Below are 19,988 nucleotides of genomic sequence, written 5' to 3'. Positions count from 1 at the left end.
CCATGTTAAGGGATCGATACACGTTGCCGTCCGGTCGAGTGCAGCGTTATTGGATCGATTCATGTCGCTGCCGCCGCTTTCGCCCGAACAACTCGTCAAGCCGCGCCATTTCGAACTGCGCATGAGCCTGATCTTCGCGACGCTGTTCGTGCCGCTCGGAACGCATGTGCCCTATTTCCCGCTGTGGCTGCAGGCCGAGGGTTTTCATCCCGAGCAGATCGCCGTCATTCTGGCGGCGCCGATGTTCCTGCGCGTGGTGACGACGCCGTTGCTGACCGCACTTGCCGACAGGGCCAGGGACCGCGCCGATATCTATGTCGCGCTGGTGGCGGCGTCACTGCTGCTGTCGGCCGGTTACTTCCTGACGCCGAGCTACGCCATGGTGCTGGCGGTGTCGCTGGCGCTGACCATCGTCTGGACGCCACATTCGCCGATTGCCGATTCGCTGGCGCTTTCGGGTGTGCGGCGGTTTGGCTCGAACTATACGAGCATGCGCAAATGGGGCTCGATCTCCTACCTGTTCGCCAATGTCGCCGGCGGCTTCATCCTGTCCGCAACCGGCTCCGGGGCTGTTCCGGTGATCATCTTCGCATCGCTTGCCGCAGCCCTTGCGGCCGGTTTGCTGGCGCCGCGCCTCGGCCGTCCGCGACGCGCCTCGCCGCTGTCGGCAACCGACATCCAGCACGTGGCGCCGAAGCTTCTCAACCCATATTTCCTGTATTTTTCGATCGGTGTCGGCGTCATCACCGCCAGCCACGCATTCCTGTACGGCTTCGTCTCCATCTACTGGAAATCGATCGGCCTGAGCGATTCGGTTGTCGGCCTTTTGTGGGCCTGGGGCGTGGTGGCGGAAGTCTGCATGTTCATGATGTTCACCCGCTATTTCAGCTCGTTCTCCGTTGTCTCGATCATGGTGATGGCGGGTATCGGGGCGATCGTGCGCTGGATCGCCTTTCCGCTTGTGTGGCCGCTCGGCCTCGGCGTTGCCGGATTTTTCGGCGTCCAGACGCTGCATTCGGTCTCAGTGGCGCTGGTGCTGATCGGCCTGCAGAAGATGATCGGCGAAACGGTTTCCGAAGAGCGGACAGGTGCTGCGCAAGGCATCGCCTATTTCTCCAACGGCTTCTTCATGGCGGTGGTGACGCTGGCGTCCGGCCCGCTTTACCACCGCTTCGGCGTCGACGGCTTTTTTGCCATGATCCCGATCGCCTTGATCGGACTGGTGCTGATCGGACTTGCGGCGCGCTCAGCCCCACAGCGCCGTATCAGGCGGTGACACCAGCGATCCCTGGTAGACAAGGCCGGGCACACGGTCGCGGGCAAGCAGGAGCGGACCGTCGAGGTCGACGAAATCGGCATCCTGGGCGAGCAATACCGCCGGCGCCATCGCCAGCGACGTGCCGACCATGCAGCCGACCATCACGCCGAAACCGAGCTCGCGGGCGTGATCGCGCAGCACCAACGCCGCCGTCAGCCCGCCCGATTTGTCGAGCTTGATGTTGACGGCATCATAGAGGCCGACCAGCGCTTCGAGATTGTCAGCCTCATGCACGCTTTCATCGGCGCAGATCGGTACGGGATGCGCGATATGGCGCAGGATCTCGTCTTTGCCGGCCGGCAGCGGCTGTTCGATCAGCGCGATGCCTTGCTCGGCGGCAAAGGCGAGGTTCGCGGCGATGTTGTCGTCGGTCCAGCCCTCGTTGGCGTCGAGGATGATACGGCTGTCGGGCGCGGCCTGCCTGACGGCGCGGATACGGGAGACGTCGTTGTCGCCGCCGATCTTGACCTTGAGCAGCGGCCGCGCCGCATTGGCACGCGCCTGAGCCGCCATCGTCTCCGGTTCACCCAACGACAGCGTGTAGGCCGTTTCAAGTGCCCTTAGCGACACAGCGCCAATGGCAGCAGCCACCGGTATCCCGCTGATCTTTGCTTGCAGATCCCACAGGGCGCAGTCGATGGCGTTGCGGGCAGCTCCAGCCGGCATGGCATCAAGCAGGGCGTTCCGGCTGATACCGGCGGCGATCCGCTCGCGCATGGCTTCGATCGCCTTGCTCACGCCGTCCATGGTCTCGCCATAGCGCTTGTAGGGAACGCATTCGCCGCGACCCGTGTGGCTGTCCACACTGATCGTGCAAGTGATGACCTCGGCTTCGGTCTTGGAACCGCGTGAGATGGTGAAGGTTCCGGCGATAGGGAAACGTTCTGCCTCAACCGAAATGACACGCGCCATATTTTTCTGCTCCGGCTATGCAACAACGGGCGAGTCGGCAAATCGACAGCTTGGTTCCGTCAGGCTAAACAGGACGCCATGTTGACCATCGGCAAGCGCGACGCAAGCGGCACGACCGCGGGGGAGGCTGACCACGAACCGCGCGTGGCGATCGGCGAGGAGGACGGCGTTCTCGGCTGCGTCTTCTCGGGAATCTGGACGACACGGACCGTCGCGCTGATCGACGCCGACATGCGCAAGATCGAGAAACGAAGTGGTTTCAAGACCTTGGCGCTCGATCTTTCCAACATCGAGAAGATGGATACCGCCGGCGCCTGGCTGATCGACCGGCTGGTCTGTGCCTTCGAGAAGAAGGGCGTCAAGATCAGCATGCAAGGCCAGAGCGAGATTGCCAACATCCTGCTCGATGCGGTAGGCGAGGCCGTCCGGCGCGAACCCGAATCCGGTCCGGCACGGCCACCCAACATCATCATTCGCGCGCTGGAGGCGGTCGGCCGGCGCGTCTACGAGATGCGCGACGACTTCCTCGCCTCGATGAACATCCTCGGCGCCACCATCCGCGGCGCGCAGATGAAGCTCGGCCGTGGCCATGCCGTCAACCCGGCGGCGATCTTCAACCAGATAGACCGCATGGGCGTCGGCGCCATTCCGGTGGTGGTGCTCATGTCGGCGATCGTCGGTGCCATCGTTGCCCAGCAAGGCGCCTATCAGCTCAGCTACTTCGGCGCCGATATCTTCGTCGTCGACCTAGTCGGCGTGCTGATCCTGCGCGAGCTTGGCGTGCTGATGACCGCGATCATGATCGCCGGCCGCTCCGGCAGCGCGATCACCGCCGAGATCGGCTCGATGAAGATGCGCGAGGAAGTCGACGCGCTGAAGGTCATCGGCCTCAACCCGATCGGCGTGCTGGTCTTTCCGCGCCTCGTGGCGCTGGTCATCGCCTTGCCGTGCCTCACCATCATTGCCAATTTCGCGGCACTCGGCGGCGGTATCGTCGCGGCTTGGCTGTACTCCGATATCGCACCTGCTGCCTTCATCGACCGGCTGCGCGTCGCCATCGATCTCAGCACCATTTTCGCCGGCCTGATCAAGGCGCCGTTCATGGCCATGATCATCGGCACGATTGCCTCGGTCGAAGGCATGAAGGTCGGCGGCAGCGCCGAATCGCTCGGCCAGCACGTGACCGCCTCGGTGGTTAAGTCGATCTTCGTCGTCATCATCCTCGACGGGCTTTTCGCCATCTTCTATGCAGCGATCGAGTTCTGAGATGGCGCTGCTGAGCAGAAAAAAAGCGGTCGCGATCGCGGACGAAACGGGCGAGGGCGACATTGTGCTCTCTGCGCACAACATCACCGTCTCGTTCGCCGACAAGCTCATACTCGACAAGCTGTCGCTCGATATCCGGCGCGGCGAGATCCTTGGCTTTGTCGGTGCCTCGGGCGCCGGCAAATCCGTTCTGCTGCGCACCATTCTTGGGCTGACGCGCAAACAGTCGGGCACGATCAAGCTGTTCGGCGTCGATGTCGAGAAAGCGAGCGACGTGGAGCGTCTGCGCGTCGACATGCGGCTTGGCGTGCTGTTTCAGCACGGCGCCCTTTTTTCGGCGCTGACAGTGCTGGAAAACGTCCAGGTGCCGATGCGCGAATATCTCGACCTGCCGCGAAAGCTGATGGACGAACTGGCGATGCTCAAGGTCGAGCTGGTCGGGCTGCCGCCGGACGCCGCGCAGAAATTTCCGTCCGAACTTTCCGGAGGCATGATCAAACGGGCGGCGCTGGCACGGGCGCTGGCGCTCGACCCCGACATCGTCTTCCTCGACGAGCCGACATCCGGCCTCGATCCGATCAGCGCGGCGGAGTTCGACGAACTGGTCGTCAAGCTGCGCGATACGATGGATCTGACCGTTTATATGGTGACGCACGATCTCGACACGCTTTTCACCGCTTGCGATCGCGTGGCCGTGCTCGGCAAGAAGAGAGTGCTGGTCGAAGGCACCATTGACGACATGCTGAAGAGCGAGGAGCCGTGGGTAAAATCCTATTTCCGCGGAAAACGTGCCCGGCAACTTGATCTTGCGGCGCGCGCATAGCCATAAGTGGGACAATGGAAACCAGAGCCAACTACGTTATTGTCGGCATTTTCACGCTGGCCGCGATCCTGGCGGCGTTTGCCTTCGTCTACTGGACGGCGGCGATCGGCGACAAGGGCGAGACCACGTTGCTGCGCGTGCGTATTCCGGGCTCGGCTTCTGGGCTTGGCCGCGGCAGCTTCGTGCTGTTCAACGGCGTCAAGGTCGGTGACGTCAGGCGCGTCTATATCGATGTCGACAATCCGACCGTCGCCATTGCCGACACCGAGATCGATCGCCTGACGCCGATCACCAAGTCGACGCAGGCCGATATTGGCCTCGCCGGCCTCACCGGACAGGCCAATATCGAACTCAAGGGCGCTGACCCCAAGGAAGTAAAGCTCCTCGACCAGGCCGAGAAGGAAGGCAAGGTCGCCGAGATCGTTGCCAACCCATCGGCGGTGACCAACCTGCTGCAGACGGCACAGAACATCTTCTCCCGCGCCGACAAGGTGCTTTCTGAGCTTGAAGGCTTCACCAAGGATGTGCGCGGGCCGCTGACGCAAACCGTCAAGAACGCGCAGACCTTCTCAGATGCGCTGGCCAAGAATTCGGACGGCATCGACAAGTTCCTCTCCAGCGTCAGTGCGCTCTCCGACGAGCTGAAAGGCGTTTCTGGCAAGCTCGACGGCACGCTGAAAGCAGCCGAAGGCCTGCTCAATGCCGTCGACAAGGACAAGATCAAGAGCATCGTCGCCAACGTCGATACGGCAACTGCGAATCTCAAGCAGACGTCGACGCAGCTCGACGGCGTCATCAAGAATGTCGACACCGCTGTCGGGTCCGTCAACGATTTCGCCAAGCAGACGCAAGGCACGCTGGCCAAGGTCGATGGTGTGCTCGACGGGATCGATCCGGCGCAGGTGCGCTCCGCACTGGCCAACATCCAGAAAGCCAGCGAAAACGCCAACAAGGCCGCCGCCGACATCGCCGAGGTGACCGACAAGTTCGCCAATCGGGCCGACGACATCGACCAGACGATCAAGGATGCCAAGCAACTGGCGCAGCGGCTCAACGATGCCTCGGTGCGTGTCGACGGCATCCTTGCCAAGGTCGACACCTTGCTCGGGTCGGGCCAGGCCGACGGCGTGATGGCCGACGCCAGGGAAACGCTGAAATCGTTCAAGCAGGTTGCCGACACGTTGAATGCCCGCCTGGGCGTCATCACGGACAATCTGGCACGCTTCTCCGGCCAAGGGCTTTCGAATGTCGAGGCGCTGGTGCAGGACAGCCGCCGTTCGATCAGCCGCATCGAGGAGGCCGTAACGGATCTCAGCCGCAATCCGCAGCGCATCCTTTCGGGTGGCGATGGCGAGGTTAGGCAGTTCGATGGCAGGGCGCGGCGTTGACTTCGGCTTCGGCACGCCCCAAGAACATGAGCCGCGAAAGCGGGTTGATCTTACGATCCGGGGACAACGGGGATCGCGCGTGAAGTCTGTGTGGGTGAGAACGGGCGGGTTGACATCGGCTGTGGCACTGCTTGCCCTGACACTGGCGGGTTGCGCGGTGTTGGGCGGCAAGCCCGCGCCGCTCGACACGTTCGAGCTGTCGGCGCCTTCGGTCGACGCGCATGGCCACAGCCGCCGACAGATCCTGATCGCGCAGCCGTCGGCACTCAAGGCGTTGGACAGCCAGAACATCGTCATCAAGCCCTCGGATCGCTCGATCCAGTATCTCAAGGGTGCGCAATGGGCCGACCGGCTGCCGCTGATCGTGCAGGCGCGGCTGGCCGAGACCTTCCAGCGTTCGGGCAGCTTTGCCGGCGTCGGCAAGCCGGGCGAGGGCCTGGCGATCGACTACCAGGTGATCGTCGAGGTCCGGTCTTTCGAAGTCCGCGTCGACGGCGGCGAGCACGCCGAGGTCGACCTGTTCGTCCGGATATTGAACGACCGCAATGGCGAGGTGCGCGCCTCCAAGAGCTTCACCGCATCGGCGCCCGTTTCGGGCAGCGGCAATCCTGCCTATGTCAGCGCGCTCGACAGCGCGTTTGGAGATACCGCCAAGCAGATCGTGCGTTGGACGGATTCGGTCATCTGATCGCTGTAAACGCTTGATCGCCCGACGTTTCTGATGATGCCGACGCCTGAAGCCGTGCAAGGGACGCGGCGCTTGCGGACGTACCGAAGAGCACAAAATCGGCTGAAATGAAAAAGGCGGGAAATTTCCCGCCTTTTTCTTTTGCCCTATCGGGTGATCAGTGCAGGCGGCCGCTTGCATGGGCCAGCATGGTGTAGACCTTGCCGGTGTCCGACGTCAGATAGGTCTGCGCCATGATGTTGTCGCGGTCGTTGCGCGAGACATCCTTGAGCAGCTTCTCGAAATCGTCGCAGTAGCGGTCGACGGCAGTGCGGAACTCGGCCTCCGCCTGATACTTGCGACGGATCTCGTCGAACGTCTGCTGGCCCTTCAGCGTGTAGAGCCGCCGCGTGAACACGTCACGCTCGCCACGCCGGTAGCGGTTCCACAGTTCGATCGAAGCGTCGTGGTCGATGGCCCGCGCGATGTCGACGGAGAGCGAGTTCAGCGATTCCACGACATGCAGCGGCGAGCGCTGGGCAGGAGCCGCGCGCGGTGCTTCCGCGGGCGTTGCCGGCCTGGCGTCCTCTTCGCGCGATGCCCCGGTCAGGAGATCGCGCACCCAACCGCCCTGTGGTGTACGGGCGCCGGCATCAGCACGCTGGCGCGGTGCCGCCTCGGCCGGACGCTCCAGGTCGAGTGTGCCGCGCAGTGGGGTGCCGCCCAACGGGGCCTGCGGTGTGCGCAGCTCCGGCTGCGGTGCCGGTGGTGGACGCCGTGGTGGCTCGGCCGGGCGTGCGGCCGGCGCTTGCGGTGTCGGGCGAAGATTGCGTTGCTCGGCGGCATCGCCGCCGCCGCGACCTGACTTCGCAACGATCTCCGAAAGCTCTTTCAGGGCGTTGATCTGCTCGGAAACGGCGCGGCGGATGGCCGAGGTCGATTCCTTTGCCTCTTCCGGCATCTCGATGACGCCCTTCTTGAGCTCGGCGCGGGTAAGGTCGAGCTCGCTCTTGATCGAGCCCGCGGTGCGCCGCATCTCTTCGGTCGCATCGGCGAAGCGCTTGGTCGCCGAATCGACGACATCGGTGATGGCGTTGCGGATCTTGTCGGCCGACTCCATGGTCTTGCCCTCGGCGTTCTGCAGCGTCTGGCCGACGAGATTTTCGAACGAGCGCATGATCCTTTCGAGATCTTCCGACTTCTTGACCAGGCCAACGGCGAGATCCTCGAGCGACGACTGCCTTTCGAGCGTGTGCTCGAGGTTGCTCTGGGCCGAGCTCAGCAGGTCCGAGGCGCTGACCAGCAGGCGGCTGTGTTCGTCGAACTTGGTGGCGATCGAAGCGACCTCGCGCAAGGTGGACGACGACAGTTCCGTCAGCCTTGTCGTGTTCGAATCGACCAGCCGTGCCGAGCTGGCGAAGGTTTGCGCGGCCTTCTCGGTGGTGGCGGCGAAGCTTTGCGTGCTGCCGCTCAGACGTTCGTCGACCTGGCCGAGATTGACCGCGGCCTGCTCGATCAACTGACCGAGCTGCGAGCTGGACGTGGTCATGCGGCCAATGAGATCGGCGACGCTGTCGGACAGCGACGAGCGGGCGCCTTCGACCGCCGACAAGGTCTCGGCGGTGCGGTTGGCGAGCGCGTTGACAAGTGCGGCATTCTCGGCCCGCAGCTTCTCGGTGGCGCGTTCGGTGACCTCTTCCATGCTCTTTTGCAGTTCCGAGCCGCCCTGGGCGAAGCGCTCGACCAGCGGCCGCGCGGTCTCGTCGAGGATCTTCGACATTTCGGCCGAACGCGCCGCGAGCATGGTGTTGAGCTCGCGGGTGTTGGCGCCGATCGTCTTGGCGGCGTCGTTGGTGCTCTGGCCAATATGCTGGCCAACCGCGGTGAAGGTCTCCGCGATAACATTGGCGCGCGAGACGAGTTGCGCCTCGGCATTCGCCACCTGTTCGTTGATCCTTTGGCCCATCGTCTCGGCCGTGTAGGCGAGGCGGTTCTCGACGCCTGAGACCTGCTCTTCAACACGGGCGGCCGCAGCCGCCGCGCTCGATGCGAGCCGCTCGTCGGCGCCGGTAAGCGCCTGTTCGATTTCGCGGGCATGCACGGCCATTTCCTGACCGGTCCGCCTTGCACGTTCGGCGACCCTCTGCTCGGTGTCGGTAAAGGCGCCGACGATGGTCTCGGCATGCTCGCCGATCGTCGACGAGCTGCTGGCGATGCGCGACACCAGACGCTGATCGGCTTCGTCGAAGATGCGACCGATTTCCGACGCACGGCTCGACAGCGCTTCCGAACCTTCGGCGATGCGCGCGACCAATTGCTGGTCCGCGGCATCGAAGATACGGCCGAGATCCGATGCACGCGCGGCAAGCGCCTCGGCCGATTCGCCGATGCGCATACCGAGCCGCTGATCGGCGCCTTCGAAGTTGCGCAGGATGTCGCCGGCGCGGGCGGCCAGCGACTGTGCGGTTTCGACAGCGCGCGCGACCAATTTCTGGTCTGCCGCATCGAATGCGCCGGCGATCTCGCTGGCACGGGCAGCCATATGGTCGGCGGTGTCCTGAGCCCGGGCGGTAAGCTGATCGGCGGTTTCCTGGGCGCGGGCGGCGATCTTCCGGTCCGCCACGTCGAAGGTACCGGCGATCTCGCTTGCACGAGCGGCCAACTGGTCAGCGGTTTCATGGGCGCGGGCCAGCAAGGAACTGGAGGTGTCATCCGCACGGGCAAGCAAAGCGCTCGACGTATCTTCCGCACGGGTGTGGAGGCGGCGATCGGCTTCCTCGAAGGTGCGGGCGATGTCTTCGGCCCTCGCCAGCAGGGCGGCGGAGGTCTGCTCGGCGCGCTCGGCGATCCTGCGGTCGGCGTCACTGAACGCAGCACCGGCCTGCTCATGCAGCGTGCTGGTGATTTCCAGGACCTTTTCGCGCAACGCGCCGGCAACGAAGACCGCACTCTTCTCGAGCACGGCTCGGACGTTGTCGACGCCTGTCGAGAGCGCACGCTCCATGGTGCCGGCGCGCTCCTCGATGACGCCGGTCTGGCGGCTGAACGCCTGCTCGATCTTCTCGACATCGGCAGCGATCGCCGCAGAGATATCGGTGCTCCTGGCGGCGATCTGGTCGATATGGCCCGACAGCGAGCGGTCGACGTCCTGGCGGGTCTCGGCGAGCTTGCCGAGATCGTCTTCCAGCGCGCGGGCCAGCATGTTGCGCCCTTCCGACAGCTTGCCGACATGTCCGGCGATGATGTCGTCAATGTCGCTGCGGCTGGCGGAAAGCTTCTGCAGATCGGCTTCCAGGGCACGCTTGAGGATATCACGGCCTTCGGCCAGCTTCTCTACCTGGCCGGCCACCAGTCCGTCGATGCTGGAGCGACTTTCCGCCAGCTTGGCGAGATCGTCTTCGAGCGCCTTCGACAGGGTCGAGCGCTCCCCGACAAGTCTTTCCGAATGGCTGTTCACCAGGCCGCTGACGTTTTGGAGATCAGCCTCGAGTGCCCGGGCAAACTGCGCCCGGTCATCGACCAGTTTCTGCGACTGGTCGGCAACGGTGCTCGTGATCGCATTGAGGTCGGCTTCCAGCGCGCGCCGCAGGATGTCGCGGCCTTGCGACAGCTTCTCGACTTGACCGGCAACCAGCCCGTCGATGCTGGAGCGGCTTTCGGCCAGCTTGGCAAGATCGTCTTCGAGCGCCTTGGACAGGGTCGAGCGCTCTCCAACAAGCCGTTCCGCATGGCTGCCTACCAGGCCACTGACGTTTTCGAGATCAGCCTCGAGTGCCTTCGACAGCGTCGAACGATCCTGGGCGAGCCGTTCGGAGTGGCTGTTGACAAGGCTGTTGACGCTTTCGAGATCGGCCTCGAGCGCACGGGCGAACTGTGCCCGGTCATCGACCAGTTTCTGCGACTGGTCGGCAACGGTGCTCTGGATCGCATTGAGGTCGGCTTCCAGCGCACGCCGCAGGATGTTGCGGCCTTCCGACAACTTCTCGACCTGACCGGCGACCAGCCCGTCGATGCTGGAGCGGCTCTCCGCCAGCTTGGCGAGGTCATCTTCAAGCGCCTTCGACAAGGTCGAACGATCCTGAACGAGCTTGTTCATGTGGTCGGCGATGACGCTGTTCACATTCTGCAGGTCGGCTTCCAGCACCCGCGAAAGCTGGCCGCGATCCTCGGCGAGCCTTTCCGACTGGCTGGCAATGACGCCCTTGATCGTGTTCAGATCGGATTCCAGCGCCCGCTTGAGAATGTCGCGGCCTTCGGCGAGCTTCTCGACCTGGCCGGCAACCAGGCCATCGATGCTCGATCGGCTTTCGGCCAACTTGGCAAGGTCAGCCTCGAGCGTCTGCGACAGCAGGCTGCGATCCTCGACCAGCCGTCCCGCATGGCTGTCGATCAGGCCGCGTATGCTGGACAGATCGGTGTCGAGCGACTGGGAAAGCTGCGTGCGGTCGTCCGCCAGCTTGGCGGAATGGGCTTCGATCAGGCTCTTTATGCCGCTGATGTCGTTTTCCAGCGCCTTGGCGAGCACGGCGCGGCCCTCGGCGATCTTCTCGACCTGGCCGGCGACGAGACCGTCGATGCTGGCGCGGCTGTCGGACAATTTGCCGAGATCGGCTTCCAAAGCGCGCGACAGGATGCTGCGGCCCTCGGCCAGCTTGCCGACGTGTCCAGCAACCATTTCATCAATGATTGTACGAGCTTGTACCAGTTTCCCCGAGTCTTCGTTCAAGGCAGCGGAGAGCCTGTTGCGGCCTTCTTCCAGCCTTTCAAGATGGCCGCCGAGCGACGCATCGATGGCCGCCCGCGATTCGTTGACCTTGCGCAGATCCTCCTCGAGGGCGCGCGCGATCAGGCTGCGGCCTTCGGCCAGCTTCTGCACCTGGTTGGTCACTGCGGCATCGATGCCGGCGCGGCCTTCGTCGAACTTCGCCAGGTCGGCCTGCATGGCCTCGGCCATGCGATCGCGGCTTTCCGAAAGCTTGCGGCTGTGGTTTTCGACGGCTTCCTCGATTCCTGCGCGGGCGTCGGCAAGCCGCTGAATGTCGCTATCGAACGAACGCGATACGACATGACGCGCGGCCTCCAWACGGCCGGCGAAGTCGCTGGCGCGGGCTTCGAGCATGGAGGAGGTCGAGGTGACGATGTCGGCCATATCGGCGCCGATCTGGGTCTTGCCCTGATCGATCATCGCCGACAGCGTGTCCTTGCTCTCGGCAAAGGTGTGCGCGATTTCGCGGGCACGCTCGACCAGCGTCTCATTGATCTGGCGGGCGCGGGCCTCAAGCGCCGCGTTGAGCTTCTGCGTTCCGGTGTCCAGCGCCTCGGCGCGGGTCTGGAACTCGCTGATCAGCGCCTGGCCGCGCTCGGCGAGCGTGCGCTCGATGCCGTTGAGGCTAGCCTCGAATTCGGAATTGAGGGTGCGCGCGGCACCACCGAGCAGAGACACCATGCCGGTGGTGCGATCGTCGAGGAGATCGGTCAACGACCGTGTCAGGCCGTCGGTGGTGTCGGTCAGTTTGGCTATGCGGGTGTCGAGAAGGCTGGCGAAGGCCTCGCCCGAGGTCGACAGCTTGTCGGTGATCGTATCGAGGCGGCCTTCCACCGAATCGAAGATCGACAACGAGCTTTCATTGATGCGGTCGATGAGCGTGTCGCCTGAATTGGTGATCGTCATCGACAGCTTGGTCGATGCATTGAGGATGCTGTCGCGGATGATGTCGGAGGCGGCGCCGATCTCGTCCTTCAGCGTCTCATGCGCGCCGGTGATCGAGGCGCGGACGCGCTCGGCATGGCTGACGACGGCTTCACGCTCGCTGCCGAGCCCGTCGACCAGCGAAYGGATGCGGGACTCATTCTCCGAATAGGAGCGCTCGATCTGGTTGACTTCGCTGTGGACCAGCGTTTCCAGTTCGACGGCGCGGGCAAGCGTGCGCTCGATGCCTTCGCCCATGGCGGCCACCTCGCGACGAACGGCCTGGCCGATCATCATGACGCGATCCTGGGCAAGGTTTTCCGGCTCGGTCAGGCGGAAGGCCACTTCGGTCATTGACTGGGCGGCAATGCGCATTTCCTGGGCGCGGCGGATCATCGCCGCGAAGGCCCAGAACAGGATGACGGGCACAATCGCCGCGACCGCCAGACCGATCAGTTCGGGACGGGCAAGAAACTGGTCGAGCGTGCGGATTCTCCAGATGCTCGGTCCGAAGAGGAGGTTGGCCAGACCGCCTGCACCGGCGAACCAGGCGAGTGAGACGAAGGCAACGACCCAGTAAATGGTGTTCGAGGCACGCCTGTTGAGGCTGTGCAAGAGCGTCTTGTAGTCCTTCTGGCGATCGTCATTGGCTGGCGCGAAACCGGCGGGCTGGGCACCATTGCGTGTTTCGACGGGGCGCAACTCGGCGGGCTTGGGCTGGGGCGCGGGTTTCGTGGCCTCACTACGCGCGGCCTGGCTCTGATTGACTGCTGGCGCCGGCTTGTCGTTGCGTCCCTCGCGCGCCAGTTCGTCGGCGGCCTGAGATATCTGCGCTTCCAGATCTTCCATCGAAGCCGCGATGTCGAGGTCGCCGTCGCCGGCATCGCTGCTGAGGTCTAGATCAAGCGCCTTTTCCAGTTCCCTGGCCACATCGTTGTCGAGAGTTCTCGTCGTCGTTGTTTTCTTTGCCATGCCTTCTACCCTGTACTAGCTGCTGCGGGCTTATAATTGTGTTTTTATCGTACCCCGCGCAGGAGGCTGAAAATGGACCCCTCGTATCGTAATGACACAGGGGGGTAAAGAAAACATGCATTCCGCGAGATACGTAAAACTTTAAATATAAGGTTAACGGAAGCGTGATTTCGGCGCCGCTTTCGCAACATTATTCCCCGCCACTCATTAACCCGTTGTCCACTGGAATCGCCTAGTTTTCCGGGCGATCGAAGAAACGGAGTTCGAGTTCATGCGTGGCGAAAGCGGCATTGCCTTCTCAATGCCCGGGGGCGACGTATCCGGACCTAGGCGGTCACGGCCGGTCGATTTGGCACACCTTGCGCGCCAGACCATGGGCGACCGCAGCCTCGAGCAAGAGGTGCTGGCGCTGTTTGTACAACAGGCCCTGTCGGTGCGCGAGAAAATAGTCGATGCCGACATCAAGGACCGGCTTCTGCTTGCGCATGGGCTGAAGGGTTCGGCACGCGGTGTCGGTGCCTTTGCCATCGCCGATTGCGCCACCGAGATCGAGCACCGGCCGGAAGACAACCAGACGCTCGGGCGGCTTGGCGCGCTGATCGACGAAGTGCGCGATTTCATCGCCGCCATCAGTCGCTGAACCCGGTTTGCGGAAAAACGTCACCGAGCGGCGCTTTCGCGCGCAGTTGACTTGTCAGCCGGAGTGATTATCTCGGCTGAGACTCCCTTCAGGTGACAAATGACAAAGCTGACTTTCATCGCCCATGACGGCACACAATTCGACATGGACGCCGAGAACGGCTCGACGGTCATGGAGAACGCGATCCGCAACGCGGTGCCGGGGATCGAGGCGGAATGCGGGGGCGCCTGCGCTTGCGCGACCTGCCATGTCTATGTCGACGAGGCATGGACGGCTCAAGTCGGCGAGCCGGAAGCGATGGAAGAGGACATGCTGGACTTCGCCTACGACGTTCAGCCGAACTCGCGGCTGTCGTGCCAGATCAAGGTGCGCGACGCGCTAGACGGTCTGGTCGTGCGGGTGCCGGCCCGCCAGGGCTGAGACACTGATTTTTGCCGGCTGCTGCTTGGCAGCGGCGGATTGCTCATGCAGTGTCACTCGGGTTCCGCAGCGAGGCACACAGCATGACCGACATCACCAAGACAGACGTCCTTATTGTCGGGGCAGGGCCGGTCGGCCTGTTTGCCGTGTTCGAACTCGGTCTGTTCGACATGAAGTGCCACCTGATCGACATCCTCGACCGGCCGGGCGGCCAATGCGCGGAACTCTATCCGGAAAAGCCGATCTACGACATTCCAGGATGGCCTTCGATCTCGGCGCAGGGACTGGTCGACAAACTGCTCGAGCAGATCGCGCCGTTCAAGCCTGACTTCACCTACAACCGCATGGTTTCCAGCCTGGAAAAGCTGGAGGACGGCAGCTTTCGCGTCACCACCGACGAGAATGAGGTGTTCGAAGCCAAGGTCGTGGTGATTGCCGCCGGCGGCGGTTCCTTCCAGCCCAAACGGCCGCCGATCCCGGGCATCGAACCCTATGAAGGCAAGAGCGTCTTCTACTCGGTACGCAGGATGGAAGATTTTCGCGGCCACGACCTTGTCATTGTCGGCGGCGGCGATTCGGCGCTCGACTGGACGCTCAACCTGCAGCCGGTGGCCAAGAGCGTGACGCTGGTGCACCGGCGGCCCGAATTCCGCGCCGCACCCGACAGCGTCAACAAGATGTATGCCATGCAGGAGATGAAGCAGCTCGATTTCCAGGTCGGGCAAGTGACCGGACTGACCGGCGCCGACGGCCAGCTCTCATCGGCTGTCATCAAGGGACCGGACGGCGATGTCGAGGTGCCTTGCACGCGCATGCTGCCGTTCTTCGGCCTGACCATGAAGCTCGGGCCGATCGCGGAATGGGGGCTCAATCTTCACGAGAACCTCATTCCGGTCGATACCGAGAAGTTCCAGACATCGGTGCCCGGCATCTTCGCGGTCGGCGACATCAACTGGTATCCTGGCAAGCTGAAGCTGATCCTGTCGGGCTTCCACGAGGTGGCGCTGATGGCGCAGGCGGCCAAGCGCATCATCAGCCCCGGTGAACGCATCGTGTTCCAGTACACGACGTCGTCGACCAGCCTGCAGAAGAAGCTCGGCGTCGTCGACTGAGCCGCTGGATCGGCTCGGTTTCGCCGACCGCTTCTATTCCGCCATCACTGGAGCATGGTCGGCCTGGCCGCGAAGTGGCTTTTCCGGCATCAGGCCGAGCGTGATCAGCGCCAACAGCAGCGTTGCCGCGGCGACAAGGAAGATCATCACGAAGGGCACCACTGAAATAACCTGTCCGACGGCAAGCGTGCCTTCACCGGCAAGCGGCAGGCCATAGCCAAGCGCGACAGCGCCAAGCATGGCGACGCCGAGCGCGCTGCCCAGCGAGCGCAGGAAGGTCAGAACGCCGGTAGCGACGCCAAGGTGCGCGCGATCTACAGCATTCTGAACCGATACGGTGGCGACCGGGAAGGTGGTTCCGCTTCCCAGGCCGATGCAGATCGTCAAGATCTCGACAACCAGCAGCGAGGCGTGCCCGGCAACCAAAGCAAGCAGTCCGAGACATAGGATCGAGAAGAACACGCCGACCATCGCGATCCGCTTGTAATGGACGAAGCGCGGTATTGTGCGTCCGCTGAACGTGGCGCCGGCCACGGTGCCGAGCAGAAGACCCAGCATCGCCAGACCCGACTCGCTGACCGAGAGGCCGACAATCGACTGCAGATAGACAGGCAGATAGACCGCCAGACCTATGTTGGCAGCCTGCAAGAGGAACATCGACGATGTGCCGGCGAGAACGATCGGGTTGCTCAGCACTTCAAGCGAGATGAGTGGTTCGGCCGCGCGCAGCAGCCGCAAGGCAAACGCCACCCAGAAAACCACCGAGACGGCCAGCAGCCCAACAATTTCGCGCGACAGCCATGGATATTCGCTGCCGCCCCAGTTGAGCGCCAACAGCAGCAATGCCGTGGCCACGACAAGCAGCAGCGCGCCGAGGCCGTCGATGCGATGCTGCTTTGCGGCAATAGGCAGCTTCTTGAGCGGGTTGTTGATGATCGCCATGGCCAGCAGGCCGAGCGGAATGTTGATCCAGAAAATCAGCGACCAGTGCAGATGTTCGGCGAAAGTGCCGCCGAGCAGCGGCCCGGCGATGCTGGCGACAGCCCAGGTGCCGGAGATCCAGGCAGCGTAGCGCGCCCGTTCGCGTGGCGGAACGAGGTCGCCGATGACAGTCTGCGTCAAGGTGAAGAGGCCGCCACCACCGGCGCCCTGGATGGCCCGCCCGACAACCAGCACGAACATGTTGGGCGCCATGGCGCTGACCAGCGAACCCAGCAGAAAGATCAGGATCGCCGCATAAACGGTGGGCCGGCGGCCATAGACGTCGGAAATCTTGCCGTAGAGCGGTGCCATGGCGGTCGCGGTCAAGAGGTAACCGGTGACGATCCACGGCAGATATTGCGCGTGGCCGAGCGCATGCCCGATGGTCGGCATGGCAGGCGCCACGATGGTCTGATCGAGTGCCGCCAGCAGCATTGACAGGAGCACGCCGGCGATGATGGCGTTCTTTTCGGCTTCGCTCAGTGGCACGCCGGCTTCCACCATCGTTGGCTTGTCGACAGCCTGATCCATGATCGTTCATCCGTAAGCTTGCGATTGACCGGCACTGTCCGGCCGTTCCGTTCCCTTTGACCGTTTTGATCGCATTGGCGTTTTGAAGCCCGCGCCTGGCGAGCCCTGCTATATGTCGTTCCGTAATAGGCCGATTTCGACAGGCGCCCGAAAGTTTTTCGAGGCTGGCACTACGCTTCGGTGGATTTGGCTTTCGCCGGCGCCGCTGGTTTCCGAGTCAAGCCGGTGGCAGCTGACCCCTCTCGATGCGTTCGATGCGATAGCGCAGCAGCCTCAGGATGCGGCTTTCGAAATTGACGCTTTCGACACGGTCGAACTGCAGCTGCGCACGGTCATGCCTGGCCAGAACTGCCGCGGTGATTTCGGCGGCCTTGGCCTTGGCAGCGTCGCAATTCCTTTGCGGGTAGGTGGCTTTCAGGTCCTCTTCGAGTTCCCGGCCATGGTTCTTGGCAATTTCGACATGGCGCTCTTCATGGCGTCTGATGTCGGCGGCCAGCGTGTCCCAGAACAGCCTGACATCGGCATCGGCCTTGCGCGGGCGGCGCCATTCGGGAAGGATCACCTTCACCTTGACGGTCACAACCGCGTCGGCGATCCGGCAGGAGTTCGAAGTCTTGGCATAGCTGATGCGGGTGGTGAAGGCCATCTGGGTGGCTCCCGGGTGCCGCGTGCCCGTGCTTTTGACCTCCGGCCCGCGTTTGGAGAGTTGTGCCTCGATGTCGTCGAGGGTGCTGCCGCCAATGGCGAAATAGCTGTACGTCTTGACGAGATTGGCCGCACCAGCCGGGACGGCAGTGGCGGCAAGCAGCAGCGCACAGAGCAGGGATGGTTTCACGCCAAGCATGGATCGGTTCATCATGTTGCCTCTTCGACCACCTTGCTTTACGGCCGTTGCCAGCGCAACGGAATTGATCCGCAGCGGATCACACATCGTTGATGAGCCTCTTGATTGATGAGCCCATGGTTGCTGAGCAAATGACGGCTAGGCGATGGCAGTTGGCGCATGGACGCCATCTCGACCTTGGCGGCAAAGCCGTGGTCGTCGGCATCCTCAACGTCACCCCCGACAGTTTTTCCGACGGCGGACTGTTCGACGCCCCCGAAAAGGCGTTGGCCCAGGCACGGCGCATGATGGGGGAAGGAGCACTGGTCGTCGATGTCGGCGGGGAATCGACCCGCCCGGGCGCCGCCGCGATATCGGCGAGCGACGAACAGGCCCGCATCCTGCCGGTGATCGAAGCGCTGGCGAGCGCCGGCGGGGTGCTGATTTCGGTCGATACCTACCGCGCCGACACCGCCCGGCTCGCGGTGGCCGCCGGCGCACACATCGTCAACGATGTCTGGGGGTTGCAGCGCGAGCCCGACGTTGCCCGCGTCGCCGCCGACACCGGCGCCGGGCTTGTCATCATGCATACCGGGCGGGGCCGCGAGAAGCTGCCGGACGTGATTGCCGATCAGTTGGCGTTCCTGCGAAAATCGCTGGAAATCGCCCGCCAGCATGGCATCGCCGACGACCATATCGTGCTCGATCCCGGATTCGGCTTCGCCAAGGAGACGGCGGAGGAAAATCTCGATCTGATGGCGCGCTTTTCCGAGCTCAGTGCACTTGGCTTGCCGCTGATGGCCGGTACCTCGCGCAAGCGCTTCATCGGCACCGTAACCGGCCGCGACGCGGCTGGCAGGGGTGTCGGAACGGCGGCGACCAGCGTCATCCTGCGGCTCAAGGGCGCCGATCTGTTTCGCGTCCATGATGTCGCATTCAACGTGGACGCGCTGGCGCTCGCAGATGCTATGCTGGCGCGTCAAAGCGACCAGGCGAGAAACTGAGCGATGTATGTCATCCGCATGAAGAATTGCGCGTTCTTTGCCCGGCACGGCGTGCTGGACGAGGAGGAAAGGCTCGGCCAGCGCTTCTATGTCGATGCCGCTCTCACCGTCGATCCCGGCCGGGCGCTTGTCGATGATTCCATCGAGGACACGGTCAACTACGGTATCGCTTTCACGGAGATCGAAAAGATCATCACAGGACAGCGCCGCTTTCTGATCGAATCCCTGGCACTCGAGGTCGCCCGTGCACTGACGGCGCGTTTTCCGCAGATCAAAAAAGCCGAGATCACGGTGCGCAAGCCAAACGCTCCGGTCCCCGGTGTGATCGATTACGTCGAGGTGACCGTTGTCTGGCCCGAATAGCACGGTCTATCTCAGCCTTGGCGGCAATCTTGGCGACCCGGCGAAATCGATGGGCGCGGCGCTGCGCATGCTGGATGCCGACGCAGATACGCGCGTCACCGGCGTCTCCTCGCTCTATCGCACACCGCCCTGGGGCAAGCTCGATCAGCCGGATTTTCTCAATGCGGCTGCCGAAATTTCCACCGGACTGGTGCCGCGCGCCTTGCTCGACCTCTGTCTGGATGCCGAGCGCAGACTGAAGCGGGTGCGCGAGGAGCGCTGGGGACCGCGGCTGATCGACATCGACATTCTGGTGTTCGGCGACCGCATCATTCACGAGACCGGACTGGAAGTGCCGCATCCGCGCATGCTGGAACGCGCCTTCGTGCTGGCGCCGCTGGCGGAGATCGCGCCGGGCCTGGTTGTCGGTGGCCGCAGCGTCACGGACCGGCTGGTCGCGGTCGACACATCCGGTATCGAGCGATTGCCATCCGGCCGGGATTGGTGGCTGGTCTGATGCCCGGGCGGGGCGACAGCAGGACCTTTTAACCGGAGAAGCCGCCGCCATCCAGGAACGCTTGCTCCTGGGGTGTGGTCTCGCGGCCAAGCATCCTGTTTCGGTGCGGAAAACGGCCAAAATTCCGGATGATGTCGCGGTGCTCGAGCGCATATTTCAGATTGAACTCGGCTTTGGCCTTGTGCAACTCGACGGATACCTCCTGGTCGGCAAGGTTTTCCGAATGCTCGAACGGCAAATACAGAAACACGCGGACTTCAGGTTCCAGCGCCAGATCATGGCCGGCCGCGACGGCCTTTTGAGCAAAATGCTTCGCCAGCGGATCGGTCGCGCACATATGGCCGGTGCCGCGAAAGCAGTTCCGCGGAAACTGGTCGAGCAGGATCATCAGCGCCAGCGAGCCTTCGGCATGTGCCGACCAGTCGTCGCATTCACGCCGCGCGGCGGCATAGTGGAGATCGAGAAAGCGGTTGCGGAAGTCGGCATCGAAAGCCTCGTTCTTCTCGAACCATGCATCTTCGCCGGCGTCGCGCCAGAATTTGGTGACCGACAGGGCTCTGCTATCCAATTCCATGCAAAATTC

Annotated in this window: 16 protein-coding genes; 11 read left to right on the top strand and 5 right to left on the bottom strand. The window is 63.3% G+C overall.

Features of this window, described 5'->3' with window-relative positions; translation table 11 throughout:
• Positions 1–61: 61 nt before the first annotated feature.
• Positions 62–1,276, top strand: a complete 1,215-nt coding sequence (locus AC1D2G_RS18705; protein WP_477415820.1) for an MFS transporter — start codon at positions 62–64, stop codon at positions 1,274–1,276.
• Here the strand turns inward: AC1D2G_RS18705 and dgcA are convergent.
• Positions 1,247–2,230, bottom strand: coding sequence for an N-acetyl-D-Glu racemase DgcA (gene dgcA, locus AC1D2G_RS18700; RefSeq protein WP_477415818.1), 984 nt, complete (start codon positions 2,228–2,230; stop codon positions 1,247–1,249). The two genes, AC1D2G_RS18705 and dgcA, sit on opposite strands and share 30 nt — an antisense overlap.
• Before the next feature lie 78 nt (positions 2,231–2,308).
• Between dgcA and AC1D2G_RS18695 the strand changes: the two genes are divergently transcribed.
• The 4 genes from AC1D2G_RS18695 to AC1D2G_RS18680 all read left to right on the top strand — a co-directional run bounded on the left by AC1D2G_RS18695 (position 2,309) and on the right by AC1D2G_RS18680 (position 6,395).
• Positions 2,309–3,496, top strand: coding sequence for an MlaE family ABC transporter permease (locus AC1D2G_RS18695; RefSeq protein ID WP_477303732.1), 1,188 nt, complete (start codon positions 2,309–2,311; stop codon positions 3,494–3,496).
• Position 3,497: 1 nt separating this feature from the next.
• Positions 3,498–4,319, top strand: coding sequence for an ABC transporter ATP-binding protein (locus tag AC1D2G_RS18690; RefSeq protein WP_477415816.1), 822 nt, complete (start codon positions 3,498–3,500; stop codon positions 4,317–4,319).
• 14 nt (positions 4,320–4,333) lie between these two features.
• On the top strand, positions 4,334–5,707 hold the full coding sequence (locus tag AC1D2G_RS18685) for an MlaD family protein (protein WP_477415814.1): 1,374 nt from the start codon (positions 4,334–4,336) through the stop codon (positions 5,705–5,707).
• A gap of 94 nt (positions 5,708–5,801) precedes the next feature.
• Complete coding sequence (locus AC1D2G_RS18680; RefSeq protein WP_477415952.1) at positions 5,802–6,395, top strand: ABC-type transport auxiliary lipoprotein family protein; 594 nt, start codon at positions 5,802–5,804, stop codon at positions 6,393–6,395.
• Between the two features lie 157 nt (positions 6,396–6,552).
• Here AC1D2G_RS18680 and AC1D2G_RS18675 read toward each other — a convergent pair whose 3' ends face one another.
• On the bottom strand, positions 6,553–13,035 hold the full coding sequence (locus AC1D2G_RS18675) for a kinesin (protein WP_477415813.1): 6,483 nt from the start codon (positions 13,033–13,035) through the stop codon (positions 6,553–6,555).
• Positions 13,036–13,306: 271 nt separating this feature from the next.
• Between AC1D2G_RS18675 and AC1D2G_RS18670 the strand changes: the two genes are divergently transcribed.
• From AC1D2G_RS18670 to AC1D2G_RS18660, 3 genes are all read left to right on the top strand, one after another.
• Positions 13,307–13,675 carry an Hpt domain-containing protein gene (locus AC1D2G_RS18670; RefSeq protein WP_457150771.1) on the top strand — a complete coding sequence of 123 codons (369 nt, stop codon included), beginning with the start codon at positions 13,307–13,309 and terminating at the stop codon, positions 13,673–13,675.
• Positions 13,676–13,774: 99 nt separating this feature from the next.
• Positions 13,775–14,095: a 2Fe-2S iron-sulfur cluster-binding protein gene (locus tag AC1D2G_RS18665; protein WP_095085095.1), complete on the top strand. Its 321-nt coding sequence runs from the start codon at positions 13,775–13,777 to the stop codon at positions 14,093–14,095.
• 83 nt (positions 14,096–14,178) lie between these two features.
• Positions 14,179–15,207 (top strand): NAD(P)/FAD-dependent oxidoreductase, encoded by a 1,029-nt coding sequence (locus tag AC1D2G_RS18660; protein ID WP_184873987.1) that lies wholly within the window; start codon positions 14,179–14,181, stop codon positions 15,205–15,207.
• A gap of 33 nt (positions 15,208–15,240) precedes the next feature.
• On the opposite strand, the gene AC1D2G_RS18655 is transcribed toward AC1D2G_RS18660, so the two are convergent.
• The gene (locus AC1D2G_RS18655) at positions 15,241–16,719 is read right to left on the bottom strand and encodes an MDR family MFS transporter (protein ID WP_477415811.1); all 1,479 of its coding nucleotides are present in this window, start codon (positions 16,717–16,719) and stop codon (positions 15,241–15,243) included.
• A 217-nt stretch (positions 16,720–16,936) separates the two neighbouring features.
• Complete coding sequence (locus AC1D2G_RS18650) at positions 16,937–17,575, bottom strand: DUF922 domain-containing Zn-dependent protease (protein WP_457150768.1); 639 nt, start codon at positions 17,573–17,575, stop codon at positions 16,937–16,939.
• Positions 17,576–17,694: 119 nt separating this feature from the next.
• Here AC1D2G_RS18650 and folP point away from each other — a divergent pair, with 119 nt between their 5' ends.
• Genes folP through folK form a run of 3 tightly spaced genes read left to right on the top strand, consistent with a single transcriptional unit; the run spans position 17,695 to position 19,405 of the window.
• Entirely contained in the window at positions 17,695–18,546 is an 852-nt protein-coding gene (gene folP / locus AC1D2G_RS18645) for a dihydropteroate synthase (protein ID WP_477415950.1), read from the top strand.
• Between the two features lie 3 nt (positions 18,547–18,549).
• Entirely contained in the window at positions 18,550–18,909 is a 360-nt protein-coding gene (gene folB / locus AC1D2G_RS18640) for a dihydroneopterin aldolase (RefSeq protein WP_095085091.1), read from the top strand.
• Positions 18,893–19,405: a 2-amino-4-hydroxy-6-hydroxymethyldihydropteridine diphosphokinase gene (folK, locus tag AC1D2G_RS18635; protein ID WP_477415810.1), complete on the top strand. Its 513-nt coding sequence runs from the start codon at positions 18,893–18,895 to the stop codon at positions 19,403–19,405. Before folB ends, folK begins: the two co-directional genes overlap by 17 nt.
• Before the next feature lie 28 nt (positions 19,406–19,433).
• On the opposite strand, the gene AC1D2G_RS18630 is transcribed toward folK, so the two are convergent.
• Positions 19,434–19,979 carry a DUF924 family protein gene (locus AC1D2G_RS18630; protein ID WP_095085089.1) on the bottom strand — a complete coding sequence of 182 codons (546 nt, stop codon included), beginning with the start codon at positions 19,977–19,979 and terminating at the stop codon, positions 19,434–19,436.
• Between the last annotated feature and the right edge of the window lie 9 nt (positions 19,980–19,988).

It is taken from the genome of Mesorhizobium sp. P2_C7, from assembly GCF_056404515.1.
Note: the sequence above shows the minus strand (reverse complement) of the source record. Positions and strands in the feature narration are given on the sequence as shown.

Coding starts and splice junctions, on each gene's coding strand:
- AC1D2G_RS18665 (WP_095085095.1), top strand. CDS start 13,775: ATGACAAAGCTGACTTTCATCGCCCATGACGGCACACAATTCGACATG.
- AC1D2G_RS18660 (WP_184873987.1), top strand. CDS start 14,179: ATGACCGACATCACCAAGACAGACGTCCTTATTGTCGGGGCAGGGCCG.
- AC1D2G_RS18670 (WP_457150771.1), top strand. CDS start 13,307: ATGCGTGGCGAAAGCGGCATTGCCTTCTCAATGCCCGGGGGCGACGTA.
- AC1D2G_RS18705 (WP_477415820.1), top strand. CDS start 62: ATGTCGCTGCCGCCGCTTTCGCCCGAACAACTCGTCAAGCCGCGCCAT.
- dgcA (WP_477415818.1), bottom strand. CDS start 2,230: ATGGCGCGTGTCATTTCGGTTGAGGCAGAACGTTTCCCTATCGCCGGA.
- folP (WP_477415950.1), top strand. CDS start 17,695: ATGACGGCTAGGCGATGGCAGTTGGCGCATGGACGCCATCTCGACCTT.
- folB (WP_095085091.1), top strand. CDS start 18,550: ATGTATGTCATCCGCATGAAGAATTGCGCGTTCTTTGCCCGGCACGGC.
- AC1D2G_RS18695 (WP_477303732.1), top strand. CDS start 2,309: ATGTTGACCATCGGCAAGCGCGACGCAAGCGGCACGACCGCGGGGGAG.
- AC1D2G_RS18630 (WP_095085089.1), bottom strand. CDS start 19,979: ATGGAATTGGATAGCAGAGCCCTGTCGGTCACCAAATTCTGGCGCGAC.
- AC1D2G_RS18650 (WP_457150768.1), bottom strand. CDS start 17,575: ATGAACCGATCCATGCTTGGCGTGAAACCATCCCTGCTCTGTGCGCTG.
- AC1D2G_RS18690 (WP_477415816.1), top strand. CDS start 3,498: ATGGCGCTGCTGAGCAGAAAAAAAGCGGTCGCGATCGCGGACGAAACG.
- AC1D2G_RS18655 (WP_477415811.1), bottom strand. CDS start 16,719: ATGGATCAGGCTGTCGACAAGCCAACGATGGTGGAAGCCGGCGTGCCA.
- AC1D2G_RS18685 (WP_477415814.1), top strand. CDS start 4,334: ATGGAAACCAGAGCCAACTACGTTATTGTCGGCATTTTCACGCTGGCC.